We start from the raw sequence: 25682 nt of genomic DNA, 5'->3' as shown, positions 1-25682 counted from the left end.
CCATGACGATCCCCCGTTTGCCGCTTTCTTTATGTATGACAACCATCCTGTCACTTGGGTTTTGTTCTACCGTCATGGCGGCAAAAATCGATGTGGCCGCAGGAGAAAGTGTGCAGGCGGCCATCAATAAGGCTGAGCCGGGCGATGTCGTCCGGCTTGGCAAAGGCATCCACAAAGGGGCTGTCGTAATCGATCAGCATATCGAGCTGATCGGCGAGCCGGGTGCGGTCATAGACGGACAAGGCACAGGCAATGCGATCCTTGTGAATGCGCCGGATGTTGTTGTGCACGGCATTGAGGTGCGCGGTTCGGGCCGCAATATGTCAGAGCTGAATTCCGGCATTTTCGTTGCCCGTACTGCAACGGGCGCGCGTGTTGAAAACAATCGTCTGATCGACAATCTTTACGGCATATATCTGCATGGAGCCGCCAACTCCATCGCTCAGGATAATGAAGTCATCGGGCAACGCGGCGTGCGCATGAGCCAGACCGGAAGCGGTATTTCCATCTGGAATGCACCGGGCGCAAAGGTTATCGGCAATACAATCCGTTATGGCCGCGACGGTATTTACACAAATGCCAGCAAGAACAATGTCTTCCAGAATAACCTCATGGAAGACGTGCGCTTTGCCGTGCATTACATGTATACCGACCGCAGCGAAGTCATCGGCAACATCTCGCGCAATAATTCGGTTGGTTTTGCCATCATGTACACCAATCGCCTCAAGGTGATGAACAACATCTCTGACGGTGATCGTGATCATGGGTTGCTGCTCAACTATGCCAATAGTTCGGTGGTTTCCGGCAATCAGGTGATTGGGAGGATGCAGGCTATTGATCGCTGGCTTGATGCCGGCGTGCAGAAAGCCGAGCACGGTCTTCCTAACGAAGACCAGCAAGTGGCGCGAGCAGGCGAAACCATGCGCCTTGGACCGGAAAAATGCGTGTTCATCTATAACGCAAACAAAAACAAATTCACCGATAACAGTTTTGAAAATTGCAGCATCGGCATTCACTTCACTGCCGGTTCTGAAGGCAATACCATGACTGGCAATGCTTTCATCAACAATCGCAATCAGGTCAAATATGTCGGCACACGCAATCTCGACTGGTCACATGAAGGGCGTGGCAATTATTGGAGCGACAATCCCGCATTTGATCTCAATGGCGATGGCATTGCCGATAATCCCTATCGCCCGAATGATCTGATCGACCAGGTATTATGGACCTCACCACAGGCCAAGATTCTGATCAACAGCCCTGCCGTACAGACGATCCGCTGGGCGCAAACACAGTTTCCTGCGCTCCTGCCGGGCGGTGTTGTGGATAACCATCCCCTTATGAAGCCACCCTTTATCGAAGCCAATAGTGACGGAAGGAAACCACAATGACTGAGACCGTCATTCTTGATCGTGTCACGAAAACCTATGGCAATTTCGACGCCATAAGAAATGCGAGTTTCCAGCTCAATGCGGGCGAGACTATCGCCCTCGTTGGTCATAACGGCGCTGGCAAAACCACAATGATCAAACTGATGCTTGGTCTTATTCGCCCGACAAAAGGCAACATCCGGGTTTTGGGTGACGATCCCGCAGCCGGAGCTTTTGCCGCTCGCCTGAAGCTTGGCTATCTCCCAGAACATGTCAACTTCAATATGGCGCTGACGGGCGCCGAGACACTCAAATTTTATGCAAGGCTCAAAAATGTATCAGGAAGCCAGATTTCCGGATTGCTTGATCGCGTAGGTCTGGCGGATGCATCCAAACGACGGGTAGGGACTTACTCCAAGGGGATGCGTCAGCGACTGGGACTGGCTCAAGCGCTTTTAGGCCAGCCATCGGTGCTGCTGCTTGATGAACCAACAACCGGACTAGACCCCGCATTGCGCCAGAGTTTTTACGACATTCTCGAACATTTGCGGCAGAAAGGCACAACGATCCTAATGTCATCGCATGCGCTGACAGAACTCGAAAGCAAAGTTGGGCGTGTAATCATTGCCAACAAGGGCAATATCATCGCCGACGGATCAATCGAAGCATTGCGCCGGATCTCGCAATTGCCTCTGCGTATCCGGGTGCAGGCAGAGAATACACCGCAGCTTCCCGACAGATGCAGACAAATTGAACTCAAGTGGCATCAACTCAATACAGGGCTTTTTGAAACCGAAGCGCCTGCAGACGGCAAGATGGAGCTTGTCCGACATATTATCGCAAACAATAACGATCTGACGGAACTCGATGTGGTCCTGCCCACACTTGATGAGCTTTATGCGCATTTTCTGAATGCAGGTGATGCGTCGGCAAAGGAGGCGGCAGAATGAACAACATCGCCATCATCGCATTCAAGGAAATACAGGAAGGGCTTCGCAATCGCTGGGTATTGGCGACCACGCTTCTTTTGGCAGCTTTGGCACTCAGCATGACATTTCTGGGCAGCGCACCAACAGGCGGCTCCGTCGGTGCGAGCCAGATGGATGTGGTTATTGTCAGCCTATCCAGTCTGACGATCTTTCTCATTCCGCTTATTGCATTGCTCATTTCACATGATGCGATTGTCGGTGAGATGGAGCGGGGAACGATGCTGCTTTTGCTAAGTTATCCCTTGAGCCGTGCGCAGGTGGTTCTGGGCAAGTTCTGCGGGCAACTCGCCATTCTCGCCTTCGCGACTTTCTTTGGTTATGGCATTGCTGCACTTGCTTTGTTGGCTGGCGGCTCGGCAACCAATGCCGAAAGCTGGCTAGCTTTTGCAACCTTCATCGGATCATCAATACTGCTCGGTGCCGTTTTCATCGCTATTGGTTTTCTGGCAAGTACACTTGTACGCGAGCGCAGCACCGCAGCCGGTATTGCCATTGGCGTCTGGCTTTTCTTTGTGCTGATCTACGATGCAGCTTTGCTCGCACTTCTGGTTTTCGATCAGGGAAAGATGATTGGAACGGGCATCCTCAACACGCTTCTCGTTATTAATCCGGCCGACTCTTATCGTCTGCTGAATTTTGGCTCAGGTCAGGCCGGTGCACTAACAGGCATGGGCGGTGTGGCCGGCAATGCAACGCTTGGACCGCTCATTATGACGTTGACACTCGGATTGTGGACCGTGCTGCCACTCGTATTTTCAATGCTGATTTTCTCAAGGAAAGAGCTATGAAAAAGTCTCTGCTTCTGATCCCCGCCGCATTTTTCATGGTCCTTGCGGGTTGCTCACAAGAGGAAACGACGCAGATAATTCCTCCATTTGCGCTCACGGATCAAGCGATGGGCCGCTATTGTGGCATGAATGTTCTTGAGCATCCCGGGCCAAAAGGTCAGATCATTCTTTCACCAGCCAACGAGCCAGTGTGGTTTTCGTCTGCGCGTGACACAATTGCCTTCACCATGCTGCCGGAAGAACCCAAAAGCATCGGCGCGATTTATGTTTCCGACATGGCCAAAGCTCCAAACTGGGAAGAACCCGGCGCGGAAAACTGGGTGAATGCGCGTGAAGCTTTCTATGTCATTGAAAGTAAAGCGGTGGGCGGCATGGGCGCACATGAAGCGGTTCCATTTTCGACACAGGAGGCTGCGGATAAATTCGTCGCACAACAAGGTGGTCGGATCGTCCGCTTCGCTGAAATGCCTCAAGCCTATGTGCTGGGCGATCAGACGGCTCTCAATAAAGACGCTGATACAACTCATGCGCATTGAAGGGAGGTGTCTATGACTATTACGCGTCGTCATCTGCTCATTGGCGGGGTTGCCTTCACAGCGCTTAGTGCTCTTCCGCGTTTGGCCGTCGCTTCGACGTTGATAGATCCTGTGACATGGCAGGGGCAGGCATTGGGTGCACCTGCAAAAATCATGGCCTATCATCCAGACCGCAATACGGCAGAGCGGTTGGTTCGCGCCAGCGCTTACGAGGCTGCGCGCCTTGAGGATATTTTCAGTCTCTATCGGCCAGACAGCGAGCTTTCACGTCTTAATCGCGCTGGTGCGCTGGCATCGCCTTCGCCAGAACTTATCGAACTTCTCAAAATTTGCCGTGAGTGTTGGCAACAAAGTGGCGGGCTTTTTGATCCGACAGTACAACCGCTTTGGAACTGCCTGAAGAAACATTTCTCGCAACCTGATCCCGAACCCGGCGGGCCATCGCGTGGAGATTGGGATGATGCACTGACGAAAGTTGGTTTTGATCATGTCCGGTTCGACGACAACCGGATCGCCTTTACAAAATCATCGATGGCATTAACGCTCAACGGAATTGCGCAGGGCTATATCACCGACCGTATTACAACTTTGCTCAAGGCAGGTGGTGTCGAACATGCTCTTGTGGATATGGGAGAATATCGCGTCATTGGTCATCAACCTGACGGAAAGCCCTGGCAAATTGGTATTTCGCAGCTCGAAGCGGGATCAAAAATAGAAGCCTCTATCGATATTGCCGATCAGGGGCTTGCGACGTCGAGCTTTTCGGGTTTCCAGTTTGACGATACTGGAAAGTTCAACCATCTTCTCAATCCAAAAACAGGCTATTCAGCCTCGCTCTATCAATATTTAACAGTTGTGAACAATGACGCGGCGCGAGCGGATGCCTGGGCGACAGCATTCAACCTCATGAACGAGCAGGACATCAAGACCACGCTTTTTAATCAACCTGATATGTGGGTTTTCGCCCGACGACAAGATGGCGAATATTTTACATTGAATGCACCAAATATTTCTTCGGTAACATTTCTATAATTCGTCAGTTAAACATCTGTCTTTCTTGACCAACCAGCTTAAGCCCGCCAGAGCGTTCTCAGCGTAGATTAAATCGCTGGAGATGCTCTGGTTTGCCGTCTTACGCACATCTTGCTCCAAAAGCCTATGCTACATTCGCGGATTTGAAACAAACACGGTTATTCAAAGACATTCTAAAACTTCACGCGTGCGCTTATGTCGATGCTGCGGCCCACTCCGGGGAGCTCGCCAAATGTCGGGCGGTATTCCTTGTTGAAAATATTGTTGACATTCACAGCGAAGGTAAGTTGCTCGTTTTCACCAAAGCTGCCGCCGAAAGCAAAATTCAATGTCGCCCATGATGGAAGATTTTCAGTCACGAGTCCGCTCGTATCCAGATAAGTCTGCTTGTTAGACGTAGCGCCACGCATATAAAGATCAGTCCAGAACGGATGCTTCTGCACTTCTCCCTCATAACGTACGCCTAAGCGACCGGAGAGCGGTGGGGTGTCGCTGTTGTAAGTCGAAAACGTTGCGTATTCCAGTTCACGTCGCATCCAGCTTCCGCCGAAATAAGGCGTAAATCCAGTCGCTGCCAGTTCGTATGATGCAAGAAACTCAAGACCATATGACGAAGCCCGGTCAGCATTGATGTAGACAGACGATGTTCCGGTGTTCAGGCAATAATCTGTAACGGTGAGGCAGGGCGTCGTGGTGATGTAATCCTTCGACTTTGTATAGAAAGCCCCCAAATCAAATGTCAGACCGCGGTCTTCGTAACGCGCCCCGATCTCGAAATTACGCGCGGTCTCCGATTCAAGTTCAGGATTGCCAAAGATTGTACCCTGACCGCCAGCCGTCGTTGAGCTGAATAATTGCAGCAATGTAGGCGTAATGTAACCTTCAGAATAGCTGGCGCGCACCGTGACGGGGTCTAGTCCGGCCCAGGTCACACCGAAGGACGACAACAATCGCGTGTCATTCTGGGGCTTAAATTCCGCCCGTATCATATCTGAGCTGTCATCAAGTGCAGTACGGATATGACTGAGACGTAATCCCGAAATAAACTTCAGATCTTCTGTCACATCCCATGTGTCTTGTGCATGGGCAGAGAACGTATCGATATGCGCCTTATCCCGGGACGCTGAATTCGTTCTGATAGGAAATGGTCCAAATCCGGTCATGACAGTGGCGGAGGTCTTATCCGTCACTAGATTGTCTGAAAGATACTGCAAACCAAAAATAGTCTGATGATCTGTCCAGAGATCAAGATCGATTTGGGCATGACCAAAGACACGATCTGGGCTTTTGTCTCTGACGCGCCACGCCAAGGGGCGGATATTTTATCGCGCGCTTTTCCGACGCGTCTTTCCTATCTGGCTGAATTGCTGGTTCCATTGTGGGATACGCTGAATATGGCAACGCTTGGTACTGCTGCGGGAACTCCGCTCGCTGTTCCAATTGCTTTTCTTAAGACCCGCTGCGCTGTTTTTGATTGTTGCATCACGTTCCATCAATTCATTGATCTGGGCACTGTTACTGGTCGCCATTCTTGGACCAGGATTGCTGGCCGGTATCTTTTCGATTGCACTGCGGTCGATTGGCTTTGTTGGTAAGCTTCTCTATGAGGCCATTGAAGAGGTGGATCAAAGTCAGGTCGAAGCGGTTTCGGCCACCGGCGCGAGCAGATTGCAAGTGATCGACTATGCAATTGTGCCTCAGGTGTTGCGGTCATTCCTGGGCATTACTGTGTTTCGTTGGGATATTAATATTCGGGAGTCCGCAATATTAGGTCTGGTTGGTGCCGGCGGGTTAGGGCTCAAACTTCAGTCGTCATTGAGCATGTTGGCATGGCCACAGGTCACGACAATTTTCCTTGTCATTCTTTTGACTGTTGTCATCTCAGAGTGGATTTCAGCGCATATCCGTAAAGCGATAACGTAAATAGGCGCATTCGCAGATTAGCCCTTATATCTGCGAATGCTTCAATACTTGCGATCAAATTCGAGGGCGCTTCCAAGTTTGGATCGCATGAATAAAACGCTTTAAAGTGGCGGACTAAAACCAACATAGTTAGAAAACTGTCAAAAAACTGTGACGAAAACGTTCTAGCACAACGGCTTCGTTCTTAGACATTTTCGAGGTCACATGCTGGATTTGAACGACCTGCGGCTTTTCGTAGGGATTGCTGATCAACAGGGCATTGTTAAAGCGGGACGTCTTTTTAACCTCCCCAAATCAACGATGAGCAGGCGACTTTCGGCTCTGGAAGATCATGTCAAAGGGCAGCTTGTTATTCGCAACAGCGAAGAGTTTCGCCTGACCGAACTTGGGAAAGAGCTCTATGCTATCGGCAAGTCGATGTTGGAGATCACTCAACTTGCAGAAAATGTTGTCGATGACAAAAAAGTGCAGATTGCAGGCAATGTTTCGCTCAGCGTTTCTCCACTTATCGGAGAACTTATTTTCCGATCCTGGTCTTATATAGAAGATCCATTTCAAAACCTATTACTGACAATAGACGTTTCTGATCGGGCAATGGAAGGCTCATCAAGCTTCAGTGATCTCCATATCGTCGCTCACTCCTGGCAATTGCGTGATAATGCGTTTGTTCAAAGGCGTATATGTCGCAATCCCCTTCTTATTGTAGGTTCTCCCAATCTGAGGATAGCTCCGCTCCATGTGGAAGGGGGCATTCTTAAACTGCGTCACCGCTTATTCAGTTACGGACGTGATCCCGAAGAAACAACATTCATATTCAAAGATGCATATGAAAAGAGCGTTGTACTGTCGCAAAAACCCAGTCTGGTGACAACCGACGCAACTTGCCTGACACAACTCGCCATCGCAGGGCACGGCCTGGCAATCTTGCCAGAATTCGCTGTACGGGAAAGCGTTCGCCGCGGCTTGTTAACTTCCGTTCTGCCGGGTTGGATTGGGCCTGACGTTACGTTCAGCCTCTTAACCCCATCCCGCCGTTTGATGAGCAAGACGCTGCGATATGTTGCCGATACTGTCGGGGAGATGATCAGGGATAGCGTGATCCGCGACAAACCGTTGTATTCGGTGGTTCCAAATTTGGAACCAGCAGTTCCAGCCGATACCAGATGTATTGTTACAGGACTGTCATATGCATCCTTTAGCAACACCCTGTCTGAACCGGACAGGCCGGCTTCAACAAATCCTGAAACTGAACCGGTGGAAAGCGACTTTACAATGCTCCCTTCCTTTAAAGCCCTGGGTATTGCCGCAATGGCGACAGCTGGCATTCCTCTCGTTGCCGTTGCTGATGATGCGCAGGGCTCTCTGGTCCTTTATACCAACGATTTTGAAGGCGTGATCACGGATCGCTTTGAGGCCGACAGTGGCCGTCAAATCGATGTCGTACAAATGAGCGGCGGTGAAATCCTCGCGCGTATCGCTGCAGAAGCGAATAACCCGCAATGGGACGTTTTGATCTATAACGGGTCTTACAGTTTCCATAGTCTGGATCAGCAAGGCTTATTGAAGCGCGATGTTTCGCCATCCAATATCAGCAATTTGAATGAGATCGGCGCTAAGCATATGCCGGAAAACCGCTCCTGGTTTCCAATCGGGATGGCCGCATCCTGCGTGATGGTCTATCGTCCGGATCTCGTCAAACAGCCACCAGTTAATTATGCTGACCTTGCGGATCCGCGTTTCAAGGGTATGTTCGGAATGGCAGACCCAGCCGTTGCGGCACCTGCCTATCCGTGTGTTGCTGAGTTCTTCCATTCAATGGGCAAGGAAAAGGCAGAAGGTCTTTTCACCAATTTCTTTGACAATGGCATGCGCGTTTTCCGCACCAATGGTCCGGTAGGTCGCGCGTTAACAGCAGGTGAAATCTCGGTTGCGATGATTACGTCGCAGGTTGCTTACACCCTGAAAGCATCCAGTGAAGCACCGGTTGAAATCGTGTGGCCGCAGGAAGGTGCACCTGGGGTTATCCGGGGAGTAGGCATTCAGGCAAAGACGCAGCGACCTGAAGCAGCACAGGACTTTGTCGAGTGGCTGTTAAAGCCTGAAACTCAGGGCTATCTGCAAGAGGCAGCTGATTCAGATGGTCTTTTCGAGCCTACAGTTAAAAATGCGCCGCGTCGCGCAGATGGTCCTGCAGAGGGACTGGTTTATCGCGTTGCACCTGATGACTATGCCGTTGAGCATGAAGCTGAGATCAAGACGTGGTTTGCTGACCGCGCAGTGAACTGATCGAGCGGAAACGGGACAAATCCTGCTGTTAATTAAGAGAACATTATGACCGACGTTTTTGTCTCAGGACAAAATGGCGAGCGGACGACTGTCCGCTCGCGTCTGATCCCGGAAGTTAAAGCCGAAGATGTGATGGGTATGCTCGTCGTGCTGGCGTTGTTCATTTTGGTGCTGGGACCACTTGGCACCGTGCTGATACAGGCATTTTTGCCCGGCTTATTTCATTCACAATCAACGCATTTCAGCTTGAGTGGTTTGGCTGAAGTGTTCAGTCGACCACTGTGGCGCACGGCGCTCCAGAATTCGCTGTTCCTTGCCTGTGCTTCGGCTTTTTTTGGCTGTCTGTTGGGCACGCTGCTTGGGATTTTACGCCAGTCACCGGCACTTCGATTTGGGTGGATGCTCGATATTGCAGCCTGGGCTGTTATTATCCTGCCCTCTTTCATTTTGGCGCAGGGATGGAGCCTATTCGGTAGTCGTGGAGGTATTGCCGTTTCTTGGTTGGGATTGGACTTCATACCAACTGCACTTTTCAGTCCGTGGGGGCTGGTCTTCATCATGAGTGTTAAGGCAAGTCCTTATGCGTATCTGACGGTGCTCGCAGCCCTGCAATGGAAGATGGATGATTTCACGCATGCGGCACGTCTTTGCGGTGCCTCTCCATTCCGTGTGCTCACAACGATCAGCATTCCAATGCTGTTGCCTGCTGTTTTATCAGGGGCCGTACTGATATTTATTGACGTTCTGGGCGATTTTGGTCTGCCAGCTGCCCTTGCCACCACATATCGTTTTCCAACGCTCACCTACGCAATTTATGTAGCAATCAATCAATCGCCGATCCGCTTTGATCTTGCGGGCATTCTTGCTTTCTACGTCACAGCCATTATGCTGGTGGCAGTTCTTGCTTATCTGCTCCTGGTGCGCCGTCGACGTTATGACTTCCTTGGTGGCAAGGCACAGCTTTTCCAGAATGACAAAACGACACCGAGCCTGTTTCTAAACGGAGCCGCATTGGCAGCGATATTTCTGCTGCTGATTATACCTATAGGTTCCAGTGTTCTTGTCTCGTTCACGCAGCGCGTGAGTGCTGGGTTCAATTTTGAAAACCTGACGCTTGATCATTATCGCTACGTCTTGAACACGAGCGGAGCTTTTCTGACAGCATTGCGCAACTCGCTGCAAATTGCTGCTATCGCGGCTATTGGAAGTGCCATTCTTGCTGCGGCCGCATCTTATGTGCTGATCTTTTCGGATTTCCGGTTCAACAAGTTGATCGACGTAACATGCACGTTAAGTCTCGCAGTACCCGGCGTTGTATTGGGCATTGGTTATATCTTCGTCTGGAATGCGCCAATTCTAAGCGACTTTAATATTTCACTCTACGGAAAGCCATCGATATTGGTGCTGGCGGGCATTGCAGGATCGGTCCCAATTGCTATTCGTGTTCTGTTGGGTGCTATGGCACAGGTTCCCGCATCGATGCTGTCAGCTGCGGCGTTGCAAGGTGCCGGCCTTGGCAGACGCATCGTTACGATTGTTCTTCCGCTGATCGCCGCAGCTCTTTTATCCGCGACCCTGACTGCTTTTGGCTCAGCCGTGTTCGATCTTGCTATCAACTCAATCTTGCGTCCACCACGCCTTGATGTTCTGCCTGTGCATGTCAACCGTGCGTTTGAACAGGGGCTTTTTGGTGCAGCGACGGCCGCTACGCTTATCGCGGGTTCGGCGACGATCATCATAATCTTTGTCGTGCGCACACTGACGCTTTCCACTTTGCGCAGGCTGATATCTGCTCCGAGGACATGACATGCTTGAGATAATGAATATCTCCCGTCATTACGGGAAAAACACGGTCCTTGACGATTTGTCTCTGACTATCCCGGAAGGCAAGGTCGCCTGCCTCGTTGGACCCTCTGGTTGCGGGAAGTCTTCGATCCTGCGGCTCGTCGCTGGGCTTGATCGTCCTGATGCAGGCGAAATACGCTTACGTGGGAAAGCAATATCAACGCCGGCAAAAGTACTTGAGCCGCAGCGGCGTGGACTCAATATGGTTTTTCAGGATTATGCGCTTTGGCCGCATATGAGCGTCGAACGCATCATCGGCTATGGGTTGAATCGGCATGCGAAGGAAGCGCGCGCAAAACGTGTTGATGACCTTCTGCATACCATGCAAATCGCACATCTGGCCAGGCGTCTTCCTTCGCAAATCTCAGGTGGGCAACAGCAACGCGTTGCAATTGCCCGCGCTCTTGCGACCGATCCGAGCCTCCTTCTATTCGATGAGCCGCTTTCTAATCTGGATGTGCAACTGCGTCTCGAGATGCGCCGAGAATTCGCGCGCTTATTTCGTGATCTTGGCAAGACGGTGCTTTACGTCACACATGATCCGTTGGAAGCCAGCAGCTTCGCCGATATTCTTGTCGTGTTGAAACAAGGGCGTATCGAACAAATCGGCGATCCGCAGGAATTGTTCTCCAAACCGCAGTCGAAATGGATTGCGGGCCTTGCGGGTTATGACAATCGGATTGCTGCACAGGTCGTTGGTGCAAAGAATGACGGTATGCTCGTAATCAGAGCTGGGTCTCAAGAGCTAATCCTACCAGCAAGCGTAGACGTGAAAAGCGAGTATCGTGGCGACATCGTCCTTATGCTTCGCCCTGAAGCAACGGCCGTTAATGTCAGCGCGCTGGGAGAGCAGGGTCGATTGCGGCTACACGGTAAGGTGCTGCAAAGCCTGTTTGAAGGGGGGAAGTGGCGCGTAGAAGTGGACCTCGGCAATGCAACGATTGCAGCGTTTATTTTGAATGAACGCCATGCAGCCGGAACAGTTATCAGTCTTGATATTGATCCAGCGCATGCACTTCTGTTCCGTCCCTGATTCTTCACTTAGAAAAATGCTCAAAAAACCAATGATCAAGCCCTATTCTAAACCATCCTTTGCCAACGAAGCATTTCGTGAGTGGTATCTTCCATCGGGCACCCAGTGTCTGGGATATGTGCCATATTCGGTTGCCAAGTTTTTGGTCCGTATGGGGCTGTTTTTGGATGATGGTATGCGCCTAGAGTTGAAGGGGCAACACGAGCAAATGAGTGACTTCACTGCTGCACTTGAAAAAGTTAGGGATGCTTTATGGTCAGAGGGATTAATCGTTGAGCACCGCAATGAGGTGATGGACGTTCTTTATCATTGTGACGCTGAGCCTGTCGCCACAATCGACCGTAGTGCTTTGCGAATTTTGGGGCTGTGGGCAACGAAAGTTCATGTGAACGGCATCCTCACGACATATGAAAGCAGCAATTCCCAAATCTGGCTTTCTCAGCGTTCCGATACCGCGAATGCCGCGCCGGGACATTGGGATACGTTGGTGGCGGGCGGTAAGGCGAGCAATGTAAGTACTCTTGAAACGGCTGTTAAAGAGGGATGGGAAGAGGCTGGCATTCCAGCAGAGCTCATGTCCGGTCTTACGCAACGAGGCCGAACCCCATGCATCTATTTTAGTCCACAAGGAATGCATCGGGAATTGCTTGTCTCGTATGATCTCGTTCTTCCATGCGAGTTTGAACCCATATGCAACGATGCTGAGGTTCAGGATTTCAAACGTGTCGATGCAAAAACACTGACTCCCTCAAATGGTAGAAGCCTTCCCATCAAGTTTAGCTCTAAGGTGGTTCTCACCTCAGGCGAAAGCGCTTTATGAACTTAAACAGTCCGGTTAGGGATAGCTTGGCTTCAAAGTTTCCGGCAACACAGCGGTGATACGTGAGCTTGAACCGGTAATATTGACTGGCAATCTTGAATCGAAGCTACCTTCACTTACAAAGGGCGGGTCGAGCCCTTTATTGACTCCTAATCATCTATCTCGGGGACCTCACCCAGAATGATGGGCACTTGAGGGGGAAACGCTATCAAATTCAGAAAGCATTTTGTCACTGACTTTGACATGAGTTTTGAAACGAGAGATGCTGTATGGCTTAATCGCAACAGGAGTAGAACGTCCAAGGATCAGATTGGTAAGGCAAACGCCTACAGCTGGACCAATCTGAAATCCGCCGCCACTGCCACCGAACGCGTGATAGAGTCCCAGCGTTGTTTCAGATGCGCCGATTATCGGGAGCATGTCTGGCAAATAGGCCTCTACGCCTGACCATACGCGAATAATTTCTGCATTGCTTAACGCTGGAATATATTGCCTAATTGCATGCGTTCCGTTGAGGGTTTTCGTGGGCGGAACGAATGTGTGTTTACCATCGTCATTAGACATGGTGCGCGGGTAGCCCGCAAAAATGAAATTTCCACGCGAAATTTGTCTGATAATCAGATCGCCGTCAATACTGTAGACGGACGGTTTCAGAACATAGGGCAGGGGTTCTGTCACAAACTGTGGCGGGCCTGCTCGAAAGAGTGGCACTATTTCACCAAAGCTCTCAGCAATTTTATCGGCCCAGCCACCGGCTGCGTTGACGACGACATCAGAGAAGAACTTTCGTCCATCGACGCTGGTCACTTTAAAGTCTGTGAGGCGTTTCTGGATCTGAGTTATCTGGCAGTTTTCAATTATCCTCCCCCCGCGCTTTTTAAACGCATGGGCAATGGCGGGGGTCGCAAGGCGCGGATTAGCTACGGCGCAGGCCGGCGAATAGGATGCAACAAGCGCATCTTTGCTCAGCCAGGGCAGGTTTTTGCGCAAAGCTTCGCCTTCCCATATTTCAACCGCAAGACCACACTGATGAGAATTGCTGGCATAATGAAAAAGCTTTTCCCGGCTTTTCTCATTGTGAGCAAAATAGATCATTCCATTTTGTTCATACTCACAGTTGGAGCCGAACTCTTGTTCGAAGTTCTCCCAATATTGCTGCGCTAATAATGATAGTGGATATTGTGTAAGTGCGCGTCCTTGTAAGCGTAAGCCACCAAAGTTAGCGCCGCTGGAGGCCGCCCCAATATAATTGCTTTCAAGCAGGAGGACGTTCTGGCCAGCTTTCGCAAGAAAATAGGCTGTGCAGACCCCGAAAAGGCCGCCACCAACGACAATGGTGTCATGCTTGCTATCCATTTGCCTTTTCCTGCTCACACGTTTTCTGGTCAGACGGACCAACCGGAATTGGGCGAAATGGAGCTTGTGCTCTTAGTCTACCAATGAACTCTGGCGATTTGCCGGAAGTACAGATTGCGAGCTCCTGCAAAGTCTGGTTACAATAGCGACCTTGGCATCGTCCCATGCCGCACCGCGTAATCGCTTTGATACGATTGACTTCAGTATGGGCAATGTCGAATTTCACCGCCTGTCTTATCTCACCAGCCGTTACTCTCTCGCAACGGCAGACATAAGTCTCGTCTGCCAATGATGAGGCATTATCGTGCGGCCACTGGAAGGCTGTCGTCATAGCACGCTGAAAATTCCGAAGCCGGTTAACTTTTTTCTGTAGAGCGGCTAAGGCGGTTTGCTCGGTCAATGATCCTCGTTGTTTCAGCATAGATAGCGCGGCCAACCGACCAGACGCTGCCGCAGCTTCTGCTCCGCCAATTGCGGCACAATCGCCAGCCAGCCAAAGATCGTCATGCGCCTGGCCACTTTCTGAAATTATAGGAAACCATTGCCGGAAATGTGGGTCAAACCCGATCTTTGCTCCTGCAAGTTCGGCCAGCTGGGTTTCTGATCTCAGACCAAAACCAAACGCAGCCGCATCAGCTTCCAGCCGATGTTTGGTGCCATTCCTGTCTGTATAGTTGACGGCTTCCACGTGATCATTGCCTTCAAACTTATTTAAATGAGCGCCATTTATGATTTTGACGCCCCATAATTTAAGTTCGCTGATAAGCCGTAATCCATCAAACAAGGTTCTCAAAGAATAGCGCGCCATATGAAACGCAGCTTTGTACTTGGCGCTTTGAACGGTCGTATCCAGGATCGTAATTTTATTAAAACCGAGGCGCAAATATTGTGCAGCGGCAAGGTAAAGAAGTGGGGAAGAGCCGGCAAATACGATCTTTTTTCCAATCGAACTGCCATGGGTTTTCAGTGCGACCTGCGCACCGCCGAGAGAGTAAATTCCCCCGAGTTGCCACCCTTCAACTGCCATAATGCGGTCAGTTGCACCGATAGCAATCAATAATTGCTGATAAGGAATTTCACTCTGATAACGATCAGAGATCGTGGAAACTCTATTGTTGTAAATAGCCCATGCCATGGTGCCAGAGCGATAATCACAGCGGGAAAGAACGGCGTCTTCATCTTTCTGACGCAACAAGATTTTTCGGTACGCATTGCGGCCAAATATCTTTTGACCATGTTCTTCGATCCGCGGATGAAGCCGACGTGTACCCTGACCGCCTGGGAAATTAGTTTCCTCGAGGATGATCGGTTGAATGCCAGCCGCAACAAATGTCCTGGCGGCTTCAAGCCCTGCCGGGCCTGCCCCGATAATGACCGGCGGCAAGTCAAAATCCTTTGATGTCATACCGGAAATCCAAGCAGTGGCGCACGGCTGAGGAGCTTTTGCCCCTCCTCCACAGTTGCGCGGCAGGCGCGTAAGCGTTCACCATAGTATGTCCAGACAGAACAGTCCTGACATGCTCCCATCAGGCAAAAACCGGCTCTCGGTGCTCCATCAAACTCTGAGAATGAAAGGCTTTTCTGCTGCCGTAACAAAGCCGCTATCACGGTCTCTCCGCGATAAGCGGGAATGGAGTGGTCATCGTAATAAATAACGAAGTCCGGCGTTATGCCTGAGCTTATAGGAAGGAATTGACCTCCGTCCATTATGTTCCCCATTATTGTTATGCAATAACTATTATCTTATAATGGTAAGTTTAATTTTCCCCAATTGTCAATCAAAATGCGCTGGGCAATGCGAATATTAACTCACCGACATTGAGTGGGCAGCTGCAATGACAAGATTGGCAAACTTTTCAGGTACGTCTTCCCGTTTGTAACGCGCAAGCGTCACAGCAACACTGACTGCGCCTAAAACGTCGCCATTAGGATGCGTGATCGGAGCCGCGATTGACGCATCAGCGTGATAAATCTCTTCATAAGCTGTAGCAAAACCAGCTGCGCGGGCCTCAGCGATCATGGCCATAATGCGCTCTGGATCGGTCGTGGTGTCTCGTGTAAAGCTACGCAAGTCAGAACTATTAATTATCTGCGTTACTTTTTCACGAGGGAGGCGAGATAGTATTGCTCTTCCAGGGGCTGTACAAAATGCCGGGAGTCGAGATCCAATAATAACATCAGTATTGAGTAAGTGTCTGCTCAAAAAACGCGTTACGAATACGATTTCTGTACCATCCAGTACCGTAAGATTTACAGTTTCTTCAGTCTGCTTGCTCAGATGTTGCAATATAGGCATCGCTCTATCAACAAGCTTTGAGCTTCCGATAAAGTGGTATGCTAGGTCTAGAGCCTTAATTGAAAGCTCATATTGACGATTCTGCGGGTGTTTATTCAAATAGCCAAGCTGATGTAATGTATGGGCGAACCTTTGTGCAGTACTAATATCTATGTTGGCCTTCTGCGCGATTTGCGACAAGGTCATAGCAGGGTCATAGCGATCAAAAGCACGAAGTATATTAAAAGCCTTCGCCACAGATTGCACCATTAACGGATCTGTCTTTTTTGGGCTGTTTTCCATCGCTTTCAGCCTTTCCCCTTACGCAACAATCAAATGTCGACAACCAAAATCTCAATTCAGTAATTCATAGAGCAAGTTTCCGATGCATTACACCTCCTGTTTGCCGAAAAAATCAGGGAAGGCGCAACTTTTCCTTGACGTGGATCATCTCTCTTGTTTCTATATAATAACAATTATTGCATTACAATAACGGAGGCGCAGTTGAGCAACTTTATTCTCACCGAGACGATAGGATCCGTTCGTCGCATTACACTGAACAGGCCTGAAAAGCTCAACGCATGGAACAAGCCTATGCGCGACCAGCTCATTGCGGCCCTCAAGGAGGCTGAACAAGACAATGATGTTCGCGCAGTTATCCTTACAGGTGCAGGGGATCGCGCCTTTGGCGCGGGTCAGGACCTGAGTGAGAGTAAGACGTTTGATGCATCGAGTGCTGAAGGCTGGATGGGAGAATGGAAGGCGCTTTATTCGCTGTTTCGTGATTCTTCCAAGCCAGTCGTGGCAGCTTTGAATGGCGTTGCAGCCGGCTCTGCGTTCCAGATTGCTCTTCTATGTGATCTGCGCATCGCTCATTCGGGCGTAACAATGGGACAGCCAGAGATTAACTCAGGCATCCCAACAGTTACCGGCAACTGGATCATGCGTGAGATGATTGGGCTTTCTCGCACCATCGACCTCACGCTCACTGGCCGCATGCTTGAGGCTGAAGAAGCCTATTCCTTCGGTCTCATTTCGCGACTGGTTGATCAGGAGAAAGTGCAGAGCGAAGCACTCGAAATTGCCAATCTTTTGGCTTCGAAGCCTCCGGTCGCTATGCGCCTTAATCGCAAGCGAATTGCCGAAGTTACTCAACAGGGCTTCGATGACGCAATGCAGTCTGGCATTCTTATTCAAAAAGATGCCTACGCGACCGGCGAGCCGCAAGCCATGATGGAAAAATTCTTCGCGGAACGTGCTGCTCGTAAGGTGGAGGCGTAACACATTCGCATGAGTGACCCGTTTCGCGGGTTAACATACAGCAGACGTTGCGCTCTGTAGTTCTCCGAATAAAGCCAGTCCAATGGGTAAGTTAACACGTTGGACAGCTTAAATGGAAATAGAAGCGCTCGTTCAACGATAAGAGGGAACAATATGAAGAAATCAACTTTTGAGATCAGTCGCCGCGGCCTGCTTCTTGGAGGAGCGGCTGCATTGACCTTGCCAATGATTAACCGGCAGGCATGGGCAAAAGAAAGTCTTGTTGTGGCGGACCCCGGCGGACCATTTGCAGAAGGCTATCGTGTGGCTTTTTACGATGATTTTACCGCAGAAACCGGGATCGAAATCCAGAGTGTTGCACGCGATGCTGAACCAACAGCTCAGTTTAAGTCAATCGTGGAAACCGGCTCTTATATTTGGGATGTTTGTACCTCTACGCTTTCTGCTCGCCTCATTCTAGAGCGGGATGGATTGCTTGAACCTCTCGACATCCCTACTGCAGATGTCGTCGATGTAATGCCGGAGGCCGTACATTCCAATATGCTTGGCACGGATGTTTATTCAACGGTTCTCGCCTACAATAAAGAAACCTTCTCAAAAGCCCCGACGAACTGGGCTGATTTCTGGAATGTCGAGGAATTTCCGGGTCGTCGTTCTTTGCGGAAAAACCCACTGGACACGCTGGAAATTGCGCTGATGGCTGACGGGGTCGCCCCGAAAGATCTTTATCCGCTTGATCTTGACCGTGCGTTCCGCAAGCTTGACGAGATTAAGGACCATATCGACGTTTGGTGGACAGGAGGAGCTCAGTCCACTCAGCTGTTGGAAAGTGGGGAAGTCGATATGATTGCTGGTTGGAACGCTCGTTTCCAAGCTGCAATTGATAATGGGACCCCCGCTGAGATCGTCTGGAACCAGGGGCTATACTCAATTGAGGGCTGGGTTGTTCCAAAAGGTAGTCCTAAAGCCGATTTGGCGCGCAAGTTTATCGCCTTCTGTGCTCAGGCCAAACAGCAGGCAAAGTTCACTGAATATCTGGCTTATGGACCGACAAATCTGAAGGCATATGATTTCATTGCACCGGCACGTGCCGCCATCCTCCCAACAGCTCCGCAGAACCTGAGCAAGATGACACTGGCCTCTGACCCTTACTGGCTGGAGCACCGCAACGCTGCCACAGAACGCTTTAATGGTTGGCTCTTGCATTAAAGCGAGCCTTCGGTGGGAGAGCGTTCGCTCCCCCATTTAACCCTTTCCGCACATTGCTCAAATGCCAGTTTGGCTTTGAGAGAAATACCAGACTACGGAGTAGTAATGACTGAGGACGTCCGCTCTGAGAAACTTCTGCTTGATGGTATCTCCAAAAATTATGGGGAATTCACAGCGCTGAAACCCACGCAGCTCTCCATTATGGATGGTGAATTCCTCACCTTGCTGGGGCCTTCCGGGTCGGGAAAAACCACGCTTCTTCAGATCATTTCGGGTCTGGTGGAGCCGACAACTGGCAAGATGTTTTTCGAAGGCGAAGATTGGACGCATCGACCAGTCAATGCACGTGGTATGGGCATGGTGTTTCAGCACTATGCATTGTTCCCGCATATGACTGTTTCTGAGAATATCGCTTTTCCGCTGAAAATGCGTGGCATGAACCAGTCTGAGATTAGCAAAAAAGTTACCGACACGCTGAACAAAGTAGAGCTTGGCGCATTTGGGCATCGTTTCCCGCGTGAGCTTTCAGGCGGGCAACAGCAACGCGTTGCCTTGGCACGTTGCTTTGTCTATCGTCCGAAAATCATTCTGATGGATGAACCTCTTGGAGCATTGGATAAATCGCTGCGTGAAAATATGCAGCTTGAGATCCGCAGGCTGCATCAGGAGTTCGGCACCACAGTCATTTATGTTACCCATGATCAGGAAGAAGCGCTGGTCATGTCGGACCGTGTTTGTGTGATGAACCACGCTCAGATTGAGCAGATTGCACCACCACGCGAGATTTACCTCAACCCGGAAACCGTGTTCTCAGCGTCTTTCATTGGGCAGTCCAATATCATTAAAGGCAATCGCGTTTCAGCAAGTGCAGATACTGCTATGATCGAAACCGCTGTTGGCAGCTTCACGGGACGGTTTACAGCGCGTGACAAACAAGCATCCGAATTGGCGCTTGTTATCCGCCCCGAGCAAGTTTTTGTCGGACAGCCCCAATCTGCAGAACAAGACAGTTTAGAAGGCATTCTGGACGACACTGTTTATATAGGTTCCGATGTCCGCCTGCTGGTCAGGCTTTCGGATGGCAGCCAGTTCAGTGTGCGCCATAATCCACTGGCAACCAACCTTCCTTCCAAGAATGACACAGTTCGCCTGTACTGGAACCGGTCTGTCGCGAGGATCGTATCATGACGACTGTCTCGGCTAAAAACTGGAGACCCGATCCGATATGGCTTGCGGCTCCGGCTCTGCTTCTTCTTGCCGTTTTCTTCCTGCTTCCCATGTTTCGATTGCTTGGCCTCAGCTTTACTGATGAAGGTCAGGGAAGCATTTCGCTTATCAATTATCAGCGCCTCGGCGATAGTCTGCTCTACTGGCGAATTCTTGGGATAACACTTGAAATTTCGGCTTTGACGGCACTGTTCTCAGTATTGTTCGGCTATCCAATCGCGATGTGGCTCGCTGGCCTTGAAGATCGCAAGCGTGGCAATATGCTGATGCTTGTACTGTTACCCTTCTGGACATCCTATCTGGTCAAAACCTTTGCCTGGATGATCCTGCTCGGTAAAAACGGTGTCTTTAATTCGATACTTCTTGGGTCTGGAGCAGCGGAACGTCCTGTCAATCTCATGTATAATGAGTTGGGCGTTTTGATTGGCATGGTTCACGCCATGATACCGCTTGCCGTCCTTTCCATGCTCCCGGTTATGTCGGGAATTGATAGTCGTCTTACGCTTGCTGCATCAACTATGGGCGCAAGTCGCTCAGATCGCTTCTGGCTTGTTTATTTCCCGCTTTCCATGCCCGGCGTGGTGGCCGCCGGTTTGTTGACCTTCATTACGTCGCTCGGCTTCTTTATCGTTCCAGCCTTTTTGGGCGGTCGTCAGCAAACTATGCTTGCGCAGGCGATCATTACCCAAGTTCAGGAAATCGTTAACTGGCCTTTTGCAGCGGTCCTCGCCACGATGCTTGTCGTTGCAGCACTGATTGTTATTGTCATGTACAACAAGCTTTTTGGGCTATCATCCCTTTCGTCAGGAAGTGGTGCACAAAGCAAAAAGGTGATGTCGTCCAACAGTCTGCTACGCAAACTGGGATATGGTCTTCTCGCGATTATCGCCCGCATTTTCCGACCGCTCGATCGTGTATTCAAGTCGAAGTCGAGCGGCAGTCCGGTCCGAACCATTTATGTGGTTCTGGTGATCGCATTTTTGATGTTGCCCGGTCTGATTGTTATTCCGCTCAGCTTTACCTCCGGAAGAAATCTTGCCTTTCCTCCTCCCGGATTTTCGCTGCGTTGGTTTGAACAATATTTCAATTCTGCAATCTGGATGAGTGCAACAATGCGCTCCTTCGGTGTCGCCTTCGCCACAGCATTTTTCGCCACAGTTCTTGGCGGCCTGGCCGCGCTCGCACTTTCGCGTAGTTCATCCCGCCTGAATGGTCTGATCTTTGGTTTGATGCTGGCTCCTATGATCGTGCCGAGGATTGTGATTGCAGTTGGCTTGTTCTATCTCATGGCACAGATTGGTCTTGTTGCCACTGATACGGGCCTTGTAATCGGCCACACACTTCTCGCTCTACCCTACGCATTTATAACGATTGGCTCGGTTCTCAAAAACTACGACTGGCGTCTTAATCAGGCGGCGGAAACGATGGGAGCGGGCAAGTTGACTGTGTTGCGGCTGATCACCATTCCTCTGTTACGGGGCGGTCTTTTGTCTGCGGCACTCTTTGCTTTCGTAACATCGCTGGATGAATTGACGATTGCGATCTTCGTATCGGGTGGACTGAAAACGACCCTGCCAAAACAAATGTGGGACGACATGTTCCTGCAATTGAACCCAACCCTCGCGGCGGTCTCTGTCATCGTTCTTCTGATAGTGACGGTGATCTTGTTGCTCGCACGTAAACTCGAACGATAATTCAAAGATAACCTCCCATCTTTGATAGCAAATACTAAGGATGCAAGATGCATATCCATGGACTGGTGCGGTCGTTTTTAGACCGCGCGCGAAACAGTGCGCAAAATACCTACGCGACTTTGAACGGCCAGTTGTGCAATTTTGACGCCCTCTATAAGGCGTCTGAAGCGATTGGCCACCGGCTGGCACAAGCAGAGCTAAATCCCGGCGACCGTGTGGTCGTGATGATGGCCAACAGTCCATATTCGCTGGCTCTTGTATTTTCGCTTCTGCGTCGTGGCCTTGTCTGGGTGCCGGTTAATCCGGCTCTCGTAGGAAGCGCTTTAGATAATGTGCTCCAAACGACAGAACCAAAACTCGCTTTCTGCGAGCCGGAGATTGCTGATGTTTTGCGGGGTAGCGCAAAACTTACCGGCACGGCTTTAGAAATCGTCGCGGATACTTCGTTCCCGGAATATACGTCAGACGCTCCCGCAGTAGATTTACCGGGTCCCCATGATCTTGCTGCCATCATGTTTACATCAGGCACCACCGGACCAGCAAAAGGTGTCATGGTGACACATATGATGTTGGAGCTTGCCTGCCATTCGGTTGCACTTTGTACGGATTTGAAGCCGGGCGATAAATTTTTTATGTGGGAGCCATTCTATCATATTGGTGGCGCGCAGGTAATTTTGCTCCCTCTGTTCCATGACATAACGCTTACTATGGCTGAGCGTTTCAGTGCGTCTCAGTTCTGGAAGCAGGTTAGCGAAACTGGCTGTACTCATATTCACCATCTGGGCGGCATTATTCAGATCCTGTTGAAGCAGCCTGAAAGCCAATTCGACCGGAACCATAATGTCCGCGTTGCCTGGGGTGGTGGCTGTGCAGCATCAGTCTGGCGCGCGTTTGAAGAGCGCTTTGCTGTTCAGATCCGTGAGTGTTACGGCATGACGGAGTGCTCATCTTTGACGACCTTCAATGATGAAAATGTCGTCGGCTCGGTAGGGCGGGCACTGCCCTATTTTGAGGTCAGGCTGGTTGATCAGAATGGTAAGGTGTTAGGGCGTGGTGAAGGCAAGGGTGAAATTGTAGTTTCTACCACTTTGCCCGGGGCTATCACCGCAGGCTATTATCGCAATGTAGAGGCAACCGCCAAAGCATTGAAATCTGATGGCTTCTATACGGGCGATCTTGGTTCGTGGGATGAAGATGGTCATCTCTATTTTCATGGCAGAACCGGCGATTCAATCCGCTGTAAGGGCGAGAATGTTTCTGCCTTTGAAGTCGAAAGTGTTGCGAACCGACATCCAGATATCGAGGAATCTGCTCTTGTCGGTGTTAAAGCGGAGATTGGAGAATATGACATCCATCTCTTCATCGAGCCAAGAGTATCCAGTTCACCTGATCCGTTTGAGATATGGTCTTGGCTTTCAACGCGACTGGCTCCTCATCAGCGACCCAAATATATTTCCATTGTGGAGCGTTTCCCAAGGACGCCTAGTCAGAGAATTCAGAAGCACTTGCTGGACGTTAATCCGGGAAATCGATGGGTGGCACCGCAAGAAGTGAGAGGGAAAGCAATATGAGCTGTGATGTTCTGATTACTGGCACTGGCATGTTTGCAGGGCGTATTGCTCTGGATATAGCTGCGACCGCTAAAACACCGGTGAACGTGGTGATTGCTGGCAGAAATAAGATGCGCCTCGACTGGCTGAAAACTGCCGGTAACGCACGCGCAGCAATGTTTTCGACGCCGGCGCGCTTTTCTACCATCGAAGTCGATATGGTTGCGGAAGGTGCCAGCGACCGGCTGTTAGAAGAATGCGATCCACGTATTGTCGTGCAGGCTGCATCCATTCAAACATCGAGCGTTATATCTGATAAGGGCAATCGCTGGACTCAACTTGTCGCTGAAGGGGGATTGAGTGCCACAGCCGTATTTCAGGCACTCATTTCCTCGCGTATGGCAGCAGCAATATCACGCCGTAAAAACCGTCCGGTGTTGATCAATTGCTCATTCCCTGATGTGGTCAATGGCATCATCAAAGCGATGGGATATGACGTACTATGTGGCACGGGCAATGTGGCCATCTTGTCTAATGTGTTTGAAGGTGCTTACAAGCCCGCACCGTCTGATCCATTGCGTGTGGTCGCTCATTATCAGTGTCTCGCAGCATGGCGAAAGCCCCCTGAAGAACGCGCAGGCGCGCAGGCGCCTTTGGTGTATGTCGGTGACAAAAAGCTCGAAAATGTACTCGATACATTCAAAAATTGCCAACTGACACCCGAACCTGCAATTGAGATTTCAGGTGGCTCCGGGGTGACCCTCATCCTTGCCTTGGCTGCTGAAACGACGTGGCGAGGCCATGCGCCGGGGCCAGATGGTTTACCCGGTGGTTATCCCGTGCGGCTCGACAATAACAAGCTGGTTCTTGATCTTCCGGCGGCTATCACCAAGGAAGATGCGATTGCATGGAATAGCGAATTTGAGCAGAAAAATGGGCTTGTGATAGAGGGCGAAACTGCACGCTATTGCGGTAAACTCAAGTCGCTTCTCGAAAACGAAAACTTTCAATTTGCTGAAGGGTTCATAGCCAGCGATCTGGAGCACGTATGCAAAGACATGATCTTATTACGTGATCGATTAATGGCCCAGACAGCCTGACGAGAATTTCTCGCCTGCACACTGACTAACAGCCTCCGGAAATATCAATATCAGCACGGCACACCGTGCTGTTCTTCACTTTCATCTAACCGACAATCAGCACCAGATCGCTAATTTTAGGGTGCGGAGGCGTGCTATAACCAGCTCTTCAATCTCTGTATCACCTCAATGGAGCTTATCGTTCATATATGCCATTATGGTGTTAGCCCGAACATCTATCGTGGCTGCTATTCCTATTCTTGCTTTGAAATTTTTAGGTCACGCCAATTATATCAGCGCGCTTTATCTTTCCACGAGCGTGATTTGTCTTGCCTTCAGTCTACTTCTTCCAAAGCTAATTTCTACAGCAGGACTTTGGCGCTCGTTAGTCCTCGCCGCGTTATTCGGGGTTATCTCTGCAGGTTCGTTTCTTGCGAACAGCGTATGGTTTTTATTCCCCGGCTTATTGTTTCAGATTTTTATGTTTTCGCTTTTTGAGAGCGCTATCAATATCTATACGACGCAACTCATATCACGCCGCGACTTGTCATTTTTCGAATCCCGAAGAGTGTTGTTCTCTGGATTTACCTATCTTGGCGGACCTCTCATTTGTGGCTGGGCGATTTATGCTGATATTTTATGGCTGCCTGTTTTGCTCGGTGGCGCTTGTGCTATTTCTGTGCCAGTTTTGTTGATTTTTTTAATCCCAACGGCAAAAAAAATTCAATCGACTAGAAAGCTTGCCATGCCTGGTCGCGCGGACCTGAAGCTTTTTGCTTCTCAGCCCCGGCTGGTATTGGCGTGGTTTCTGGCTTTAAGCAGATCATCCTGGTGGCAGGTTTATACGGTTTATACACCCGTCTTTGCTGTAAAGGCGGGCTTTGGTGCTGCATCTGCGGGCCCGATTATCGCATTGGGTACCGGAACGCTGATTCTTGCACCATTTTGGCAAATTCTTTCCCGAAAATACGGTCTGCGTCTAACATTCTTCTATGGCTATTTGATGTGTGGTATCTTCACCGCATTCGCTGGCCTGATTGGTAAGGAACACGCTTTTTTGTCAGTTACCTTATTGGTTGGCGGCGCACTTGCTATCAGCGCGGTGGACAGCGGCGGCAATGCGGCATTTCTACGTGCGGTGCGGCCTCATCAGCGAATGAGACTGGTACCGCTTTATAACACCTATCGTGATGTTGCGCAGATCGCACCCTCCGCAATTTTTGCAATTGTTCTGGTTTATTGTAGATTGCAATCTGTATTTTTAGTAACGGGAATTTTCATAGTTACTTGTTCCTTTTACTGTCTTTCTCTAAATAAGAGAATTTAAATCTAATGCTGAAAATTAAATTTATTAGGCAACAGAAGTGGTAATTTTAATTTTTGTTATGT

At 50.2% G+C, this 25682-nt stretch carries 21 protein-coding genes and 1 pseudogene; 17 read left to right on the top strand and 5 right to left on the bottom strand.

All coding sequences use genetic code 11. From position 1 onward, the window contains the following. Positions 1-2: 2 nt before the first annotated feature. The 5 genes from ACOZHT_RS20530 to ACOZHT_RS20510 are packed head-to-tail and all read left to right on the top strand — an operon-like array spanning position 3 to position 4715. Positions 3-1391 carry a nitrous oxide reductase family maturation protein NosD gene (locus ACOZHT_RS20530; RefSeq protein WP_421566442.1) on the top strand — a complete coding sequence of 463 codons (1389 nt, stop codon included), beginning with the start codon at positions 3-5 and terminating at the stop codon, positions 1389-1391. Further along, positions 1388-2320 (top strand): ABC transporter ATP-binding protein, encoded by a 933-nt coding sequence (locus ACOZHT_RS20525; RefSeq protein WP_421566441.1) that lies wholly within the window; start codon positions 1388-1390, stop codon positions 2318-2320. The genes ACOZHT_RS20530 and ACOZHT_RS20525 overlap by 4 nt, the downstream gene beginning before the upstream one ends. Then, positions 2317-3147: an ABC transporter permease subunit gene (locus ACOZHT_RS20520; protein ID WP_421566440.1), complete on the top strand. Its 831-nt coding sequence runs from the start codon at positions 2317-2319 to the stop codon at positions 3145-3147. Before ACOZHT_RS20525 ends, ACOZHT_RS20520 begins: the two co-directional genes overlap by 4 nt. Continuing rightward, complete coding sequence (locus ACOZHT_RS20515; protein ID WP_421566439.1) at positions 3144-3683, top strand: nitrous oxide reductase accessory protein NosL; 540 nt, start codon at positions 3144-3146, stop codon at positions 3681-3683. Before ACOZHT_RS20520 ends, ACOZHT_RS20515 begins: the two co-directional genes overlap by 4 nt. Positions 3684-3695: 12 nt before the next feature. Further along, entirely contained in the window at positions 3696-4715 is a 1020-nt protein-coding gene (locus ACOZHT_RS20510; protein WP_421566438.1) for an FAD:protein FMN transferase, read from the top strand. 173 nt (positions 4716-4888) lie between these two features. Here the strand turns inward: ACOZHT_RS20510 and ACOZHT_RS20505 are convergent, their stop codons facing one another. Next, complete coding sequence (locus tag ACOZHT_RS20505) at positions 4889-5929, bottom strand: TonB-dependent receptor (protein WP_421566437.1); 1041 nt, start codon at positions 5927-5929, stop codon at positions 4889-4891. Between the two features lie 15 nt (positions 5930-5944). Here ACOZHT_RS20505 and phnE point away from each other — a divergent pair. From phnE to ACOZHT_RS20480, 5 genes and pseudogenes are all read left to right on the top strand, one after another. Beyond that, positions 5945-6638: pseudogene (gene phnE, locus ACOZHT_RS20500) on the top strand (phosphonate ABC transporter, permease protein PhnE). Positions 6639-6842: 204 nt separating this feature from the next. Then, on the top strand, positions 6843-8924 hold the full coding sequence (locus ACOZHT_RS20495) for an extracellular solute-binding protein (RefSeq protein ID WP_421566436.1): 2082 nt from the start codon (positions 6843-6845) through the stop codon (positions 8922-8924). 45 nt (positions 8925-8969) lie between these two features. Then, positions 8970-10730: an ABC transporter permease gene (locus ACOZHT_RS20490; protein ID WP_421566435.1), complete on the top strand. Its 1761-nt coding sequence runs from the start codon at positions 8970-8972 to the stop codon at positions 10728-10730. Between the two features lies 1 nt (position 10731). Beyond that, complete coding sequence (locus ACOZHT_RS20485; RefSeq protein ID WP_421566434.1) at positions 10732-11802, top strand: ABC transporter ATP-binding protein; 1071 nt, start codon at positions 10732-10734, stop codon at positions 11800-11802. Beyond that, positions 11738-12622, top strand: a complete 885-nt coding sequence (locus tag ACOZHT_RS20480; protein ID WP_421566433.1) for a DUF4743 domain-containing protein — start codon at positions 11738-11740, stop codon at positions 12620-12622. Before ACOZHT_RS20485 ends, ACOZHT_RS20480 begins: the two co-directional genes overlap by 65 nt. A 171-nt stretch (positions 12623-12793) precedes the next feature. Here ACOZHT_RS20480 and ACOZHT_RS20475 read toward each other — a convergent pair whose 3' ends face one another. The 4 genes from ACOZHT_RS20475 to ACOZHT_RS20460 form a co-directional block, all read right to left on the bottom strand. Then, a complete protein-coding gene (locus ACOZHT_RS20475) occupies positions 12794-13978 on the bottom strand; it encodes an NAD(P)/FAD-dependent oxidoreductase (protein WP_421566432.1) in 1185 nt (394 codons plus the stop codon). Continuing rightward, positions 13971-15383 (bottom strand): FAD-dependent oxidoreductase, encoded by a 1413-nt coding sequence (locus ACOZHT_RS20470; protein WP_421566431.1) that lies wholly within the window; start codon positions 15381-15383, stop codon positions 13971-13973. Before ACOZHT_RS20470 ends, ACOZHT_RS20475 begins: the two co-directional genes overlap by 8 nt. Then, positions 15380-15685 carry a (2Fe-2S)-binding protein gene (locus ACOZHT_RS20465; protein WP_421566430.1) on the bottom strand — a complete coding sequence of 102 codons (306 nt, stop codon included), beginning with the start codon at positions 15683-15685 and terminating at the stop codon, positions 15380-15382. Before ACOZHT_RS20465 ends, ACOZHT_RS20470 begins: the two co-directional genes overlap by 4 nt. Before the next feature lie 97 nt (positions 15686-15782). After that, positions 15783-16556: an IclR family transcriptional regulator gene (locus ACOZHT_RS20460; RefSeq protein WP_421566429.1), complete on the bottom strand. Its 774-nt coding sequence runs from the start codon at positions 16554-16556 to the stop codon at positions 15783-15785. Positions 16557-16757: 201 nt separating this feature from the next. On the opposite strand from ACOZHT_RS20460, the gene ACOZHT_RS20455 reads away from it, so the two are divergent. The 7 genes from ACOZHT_RS20455 (at position 16758) to ACOZHT_RS20425 (ending at position 25620) form a co-directional block, all read left to right on the top strand. Then, positions 16758-17534, top strand: a complete 777-nt coding sequence (locus ACOZHT_RS20455) for an enoyl-CoA hydratase/isomerase family protein (RefSeq protein WP_421566428.1) — start codon at positions 16758-16760, stop codon at positions 17532-17534. Between the two features lie 153 nt (positions 17535-17687). Then, complete coding sequence (locus ACOZHT_RS20450; RefSeq protein ID WP_421566427.1) at positions 17688-18743, top strand: ABC transporter substrate-binding protein; 1056 nt, start codon at positions 17688-17690, stop codon at positions 18741-18743. A gap of 105 nt (positions 18744-18848) precedes the next feature. After that, positions 18849-19931 carry an ABC transporter ATP-binding protein gene (locus ACOZHT_RS20445; RefSeq protein ID WP_421566426.1) on the top strand — a complete coding sequence of 361 codons (1083 nt, stop codon included), beginning with the start codon at positions 18849-18851 and terminating at the stop codon, positions 19929-19931. After that, on the top strand, positions 19928-21664 hold the full coding sequence (locus ACOZHT_RS20440) for an ABC transporter permease subunit (RefSeq protein WP_421566425.1): 1737 nt from the start codon (positions 19928-19930) through the stop codon (positions 21662-21664). The genes ACOZHT_RS20445 and ACOZHT_RS20440 overlap by 4 nt, the downstream gene beginning before the upstream one ends. A 47-nt stretch (positions 21665-21711) precedes the next feature. Further along, positions 21712-23235 carry a class I adenylate-forming enzyme family protein gene (locus ACOZHT_RS20435; protein WP_421566424.1) on the top strand — a complete coding sequence of 508 codons (1524 nt, stop codon included), beginning with the start codon at positions 21712-21714 and terminating at the stop codon, positions 23233-23235. Further along, positions 23232-24314, top strand: a complete 1083-nt coding sequence (locus tag ACOZHT_RS20430; RefSeq protein WP_421566423.1) for a hypothetical protein — start codon at positions 23232-23234, stop codon at positions 24312-24314. Before ACOZHT_RS20435 ends, ACOZHT_RS20430 begins: the two co-directional genes overlap by 4 nt. A 121-nt stretch (positions 24315-24435) precedes the next feature. Beyond that, the gene (locus ACOZHT_RS20425) at positions 24436-25620 is read left to right on the top strand and encodes an MFS transporter (protein ID WP_421566422.1); all 1185 of its coding nucleotides are present in this window, start codon (positions 24436-24438) and stop codon (positions 25618-25620) included. Positions 25621-25682 lie beyond the last annotated feature (62 nt).

Origin of the sequence: Ochrobactrum sp. EDr1-4, assembly GCF_049199085.1 — a bacterium.
Classification (GTDB): domain Bacteria; phylum Pseudomonadota; class Alphaproteobacteria; order Rhizobiales; family Rhizobiaceae; genus Brucella.
This window is presented reverse-complemented; position numbering and strand designations above follow the sequence as displayed.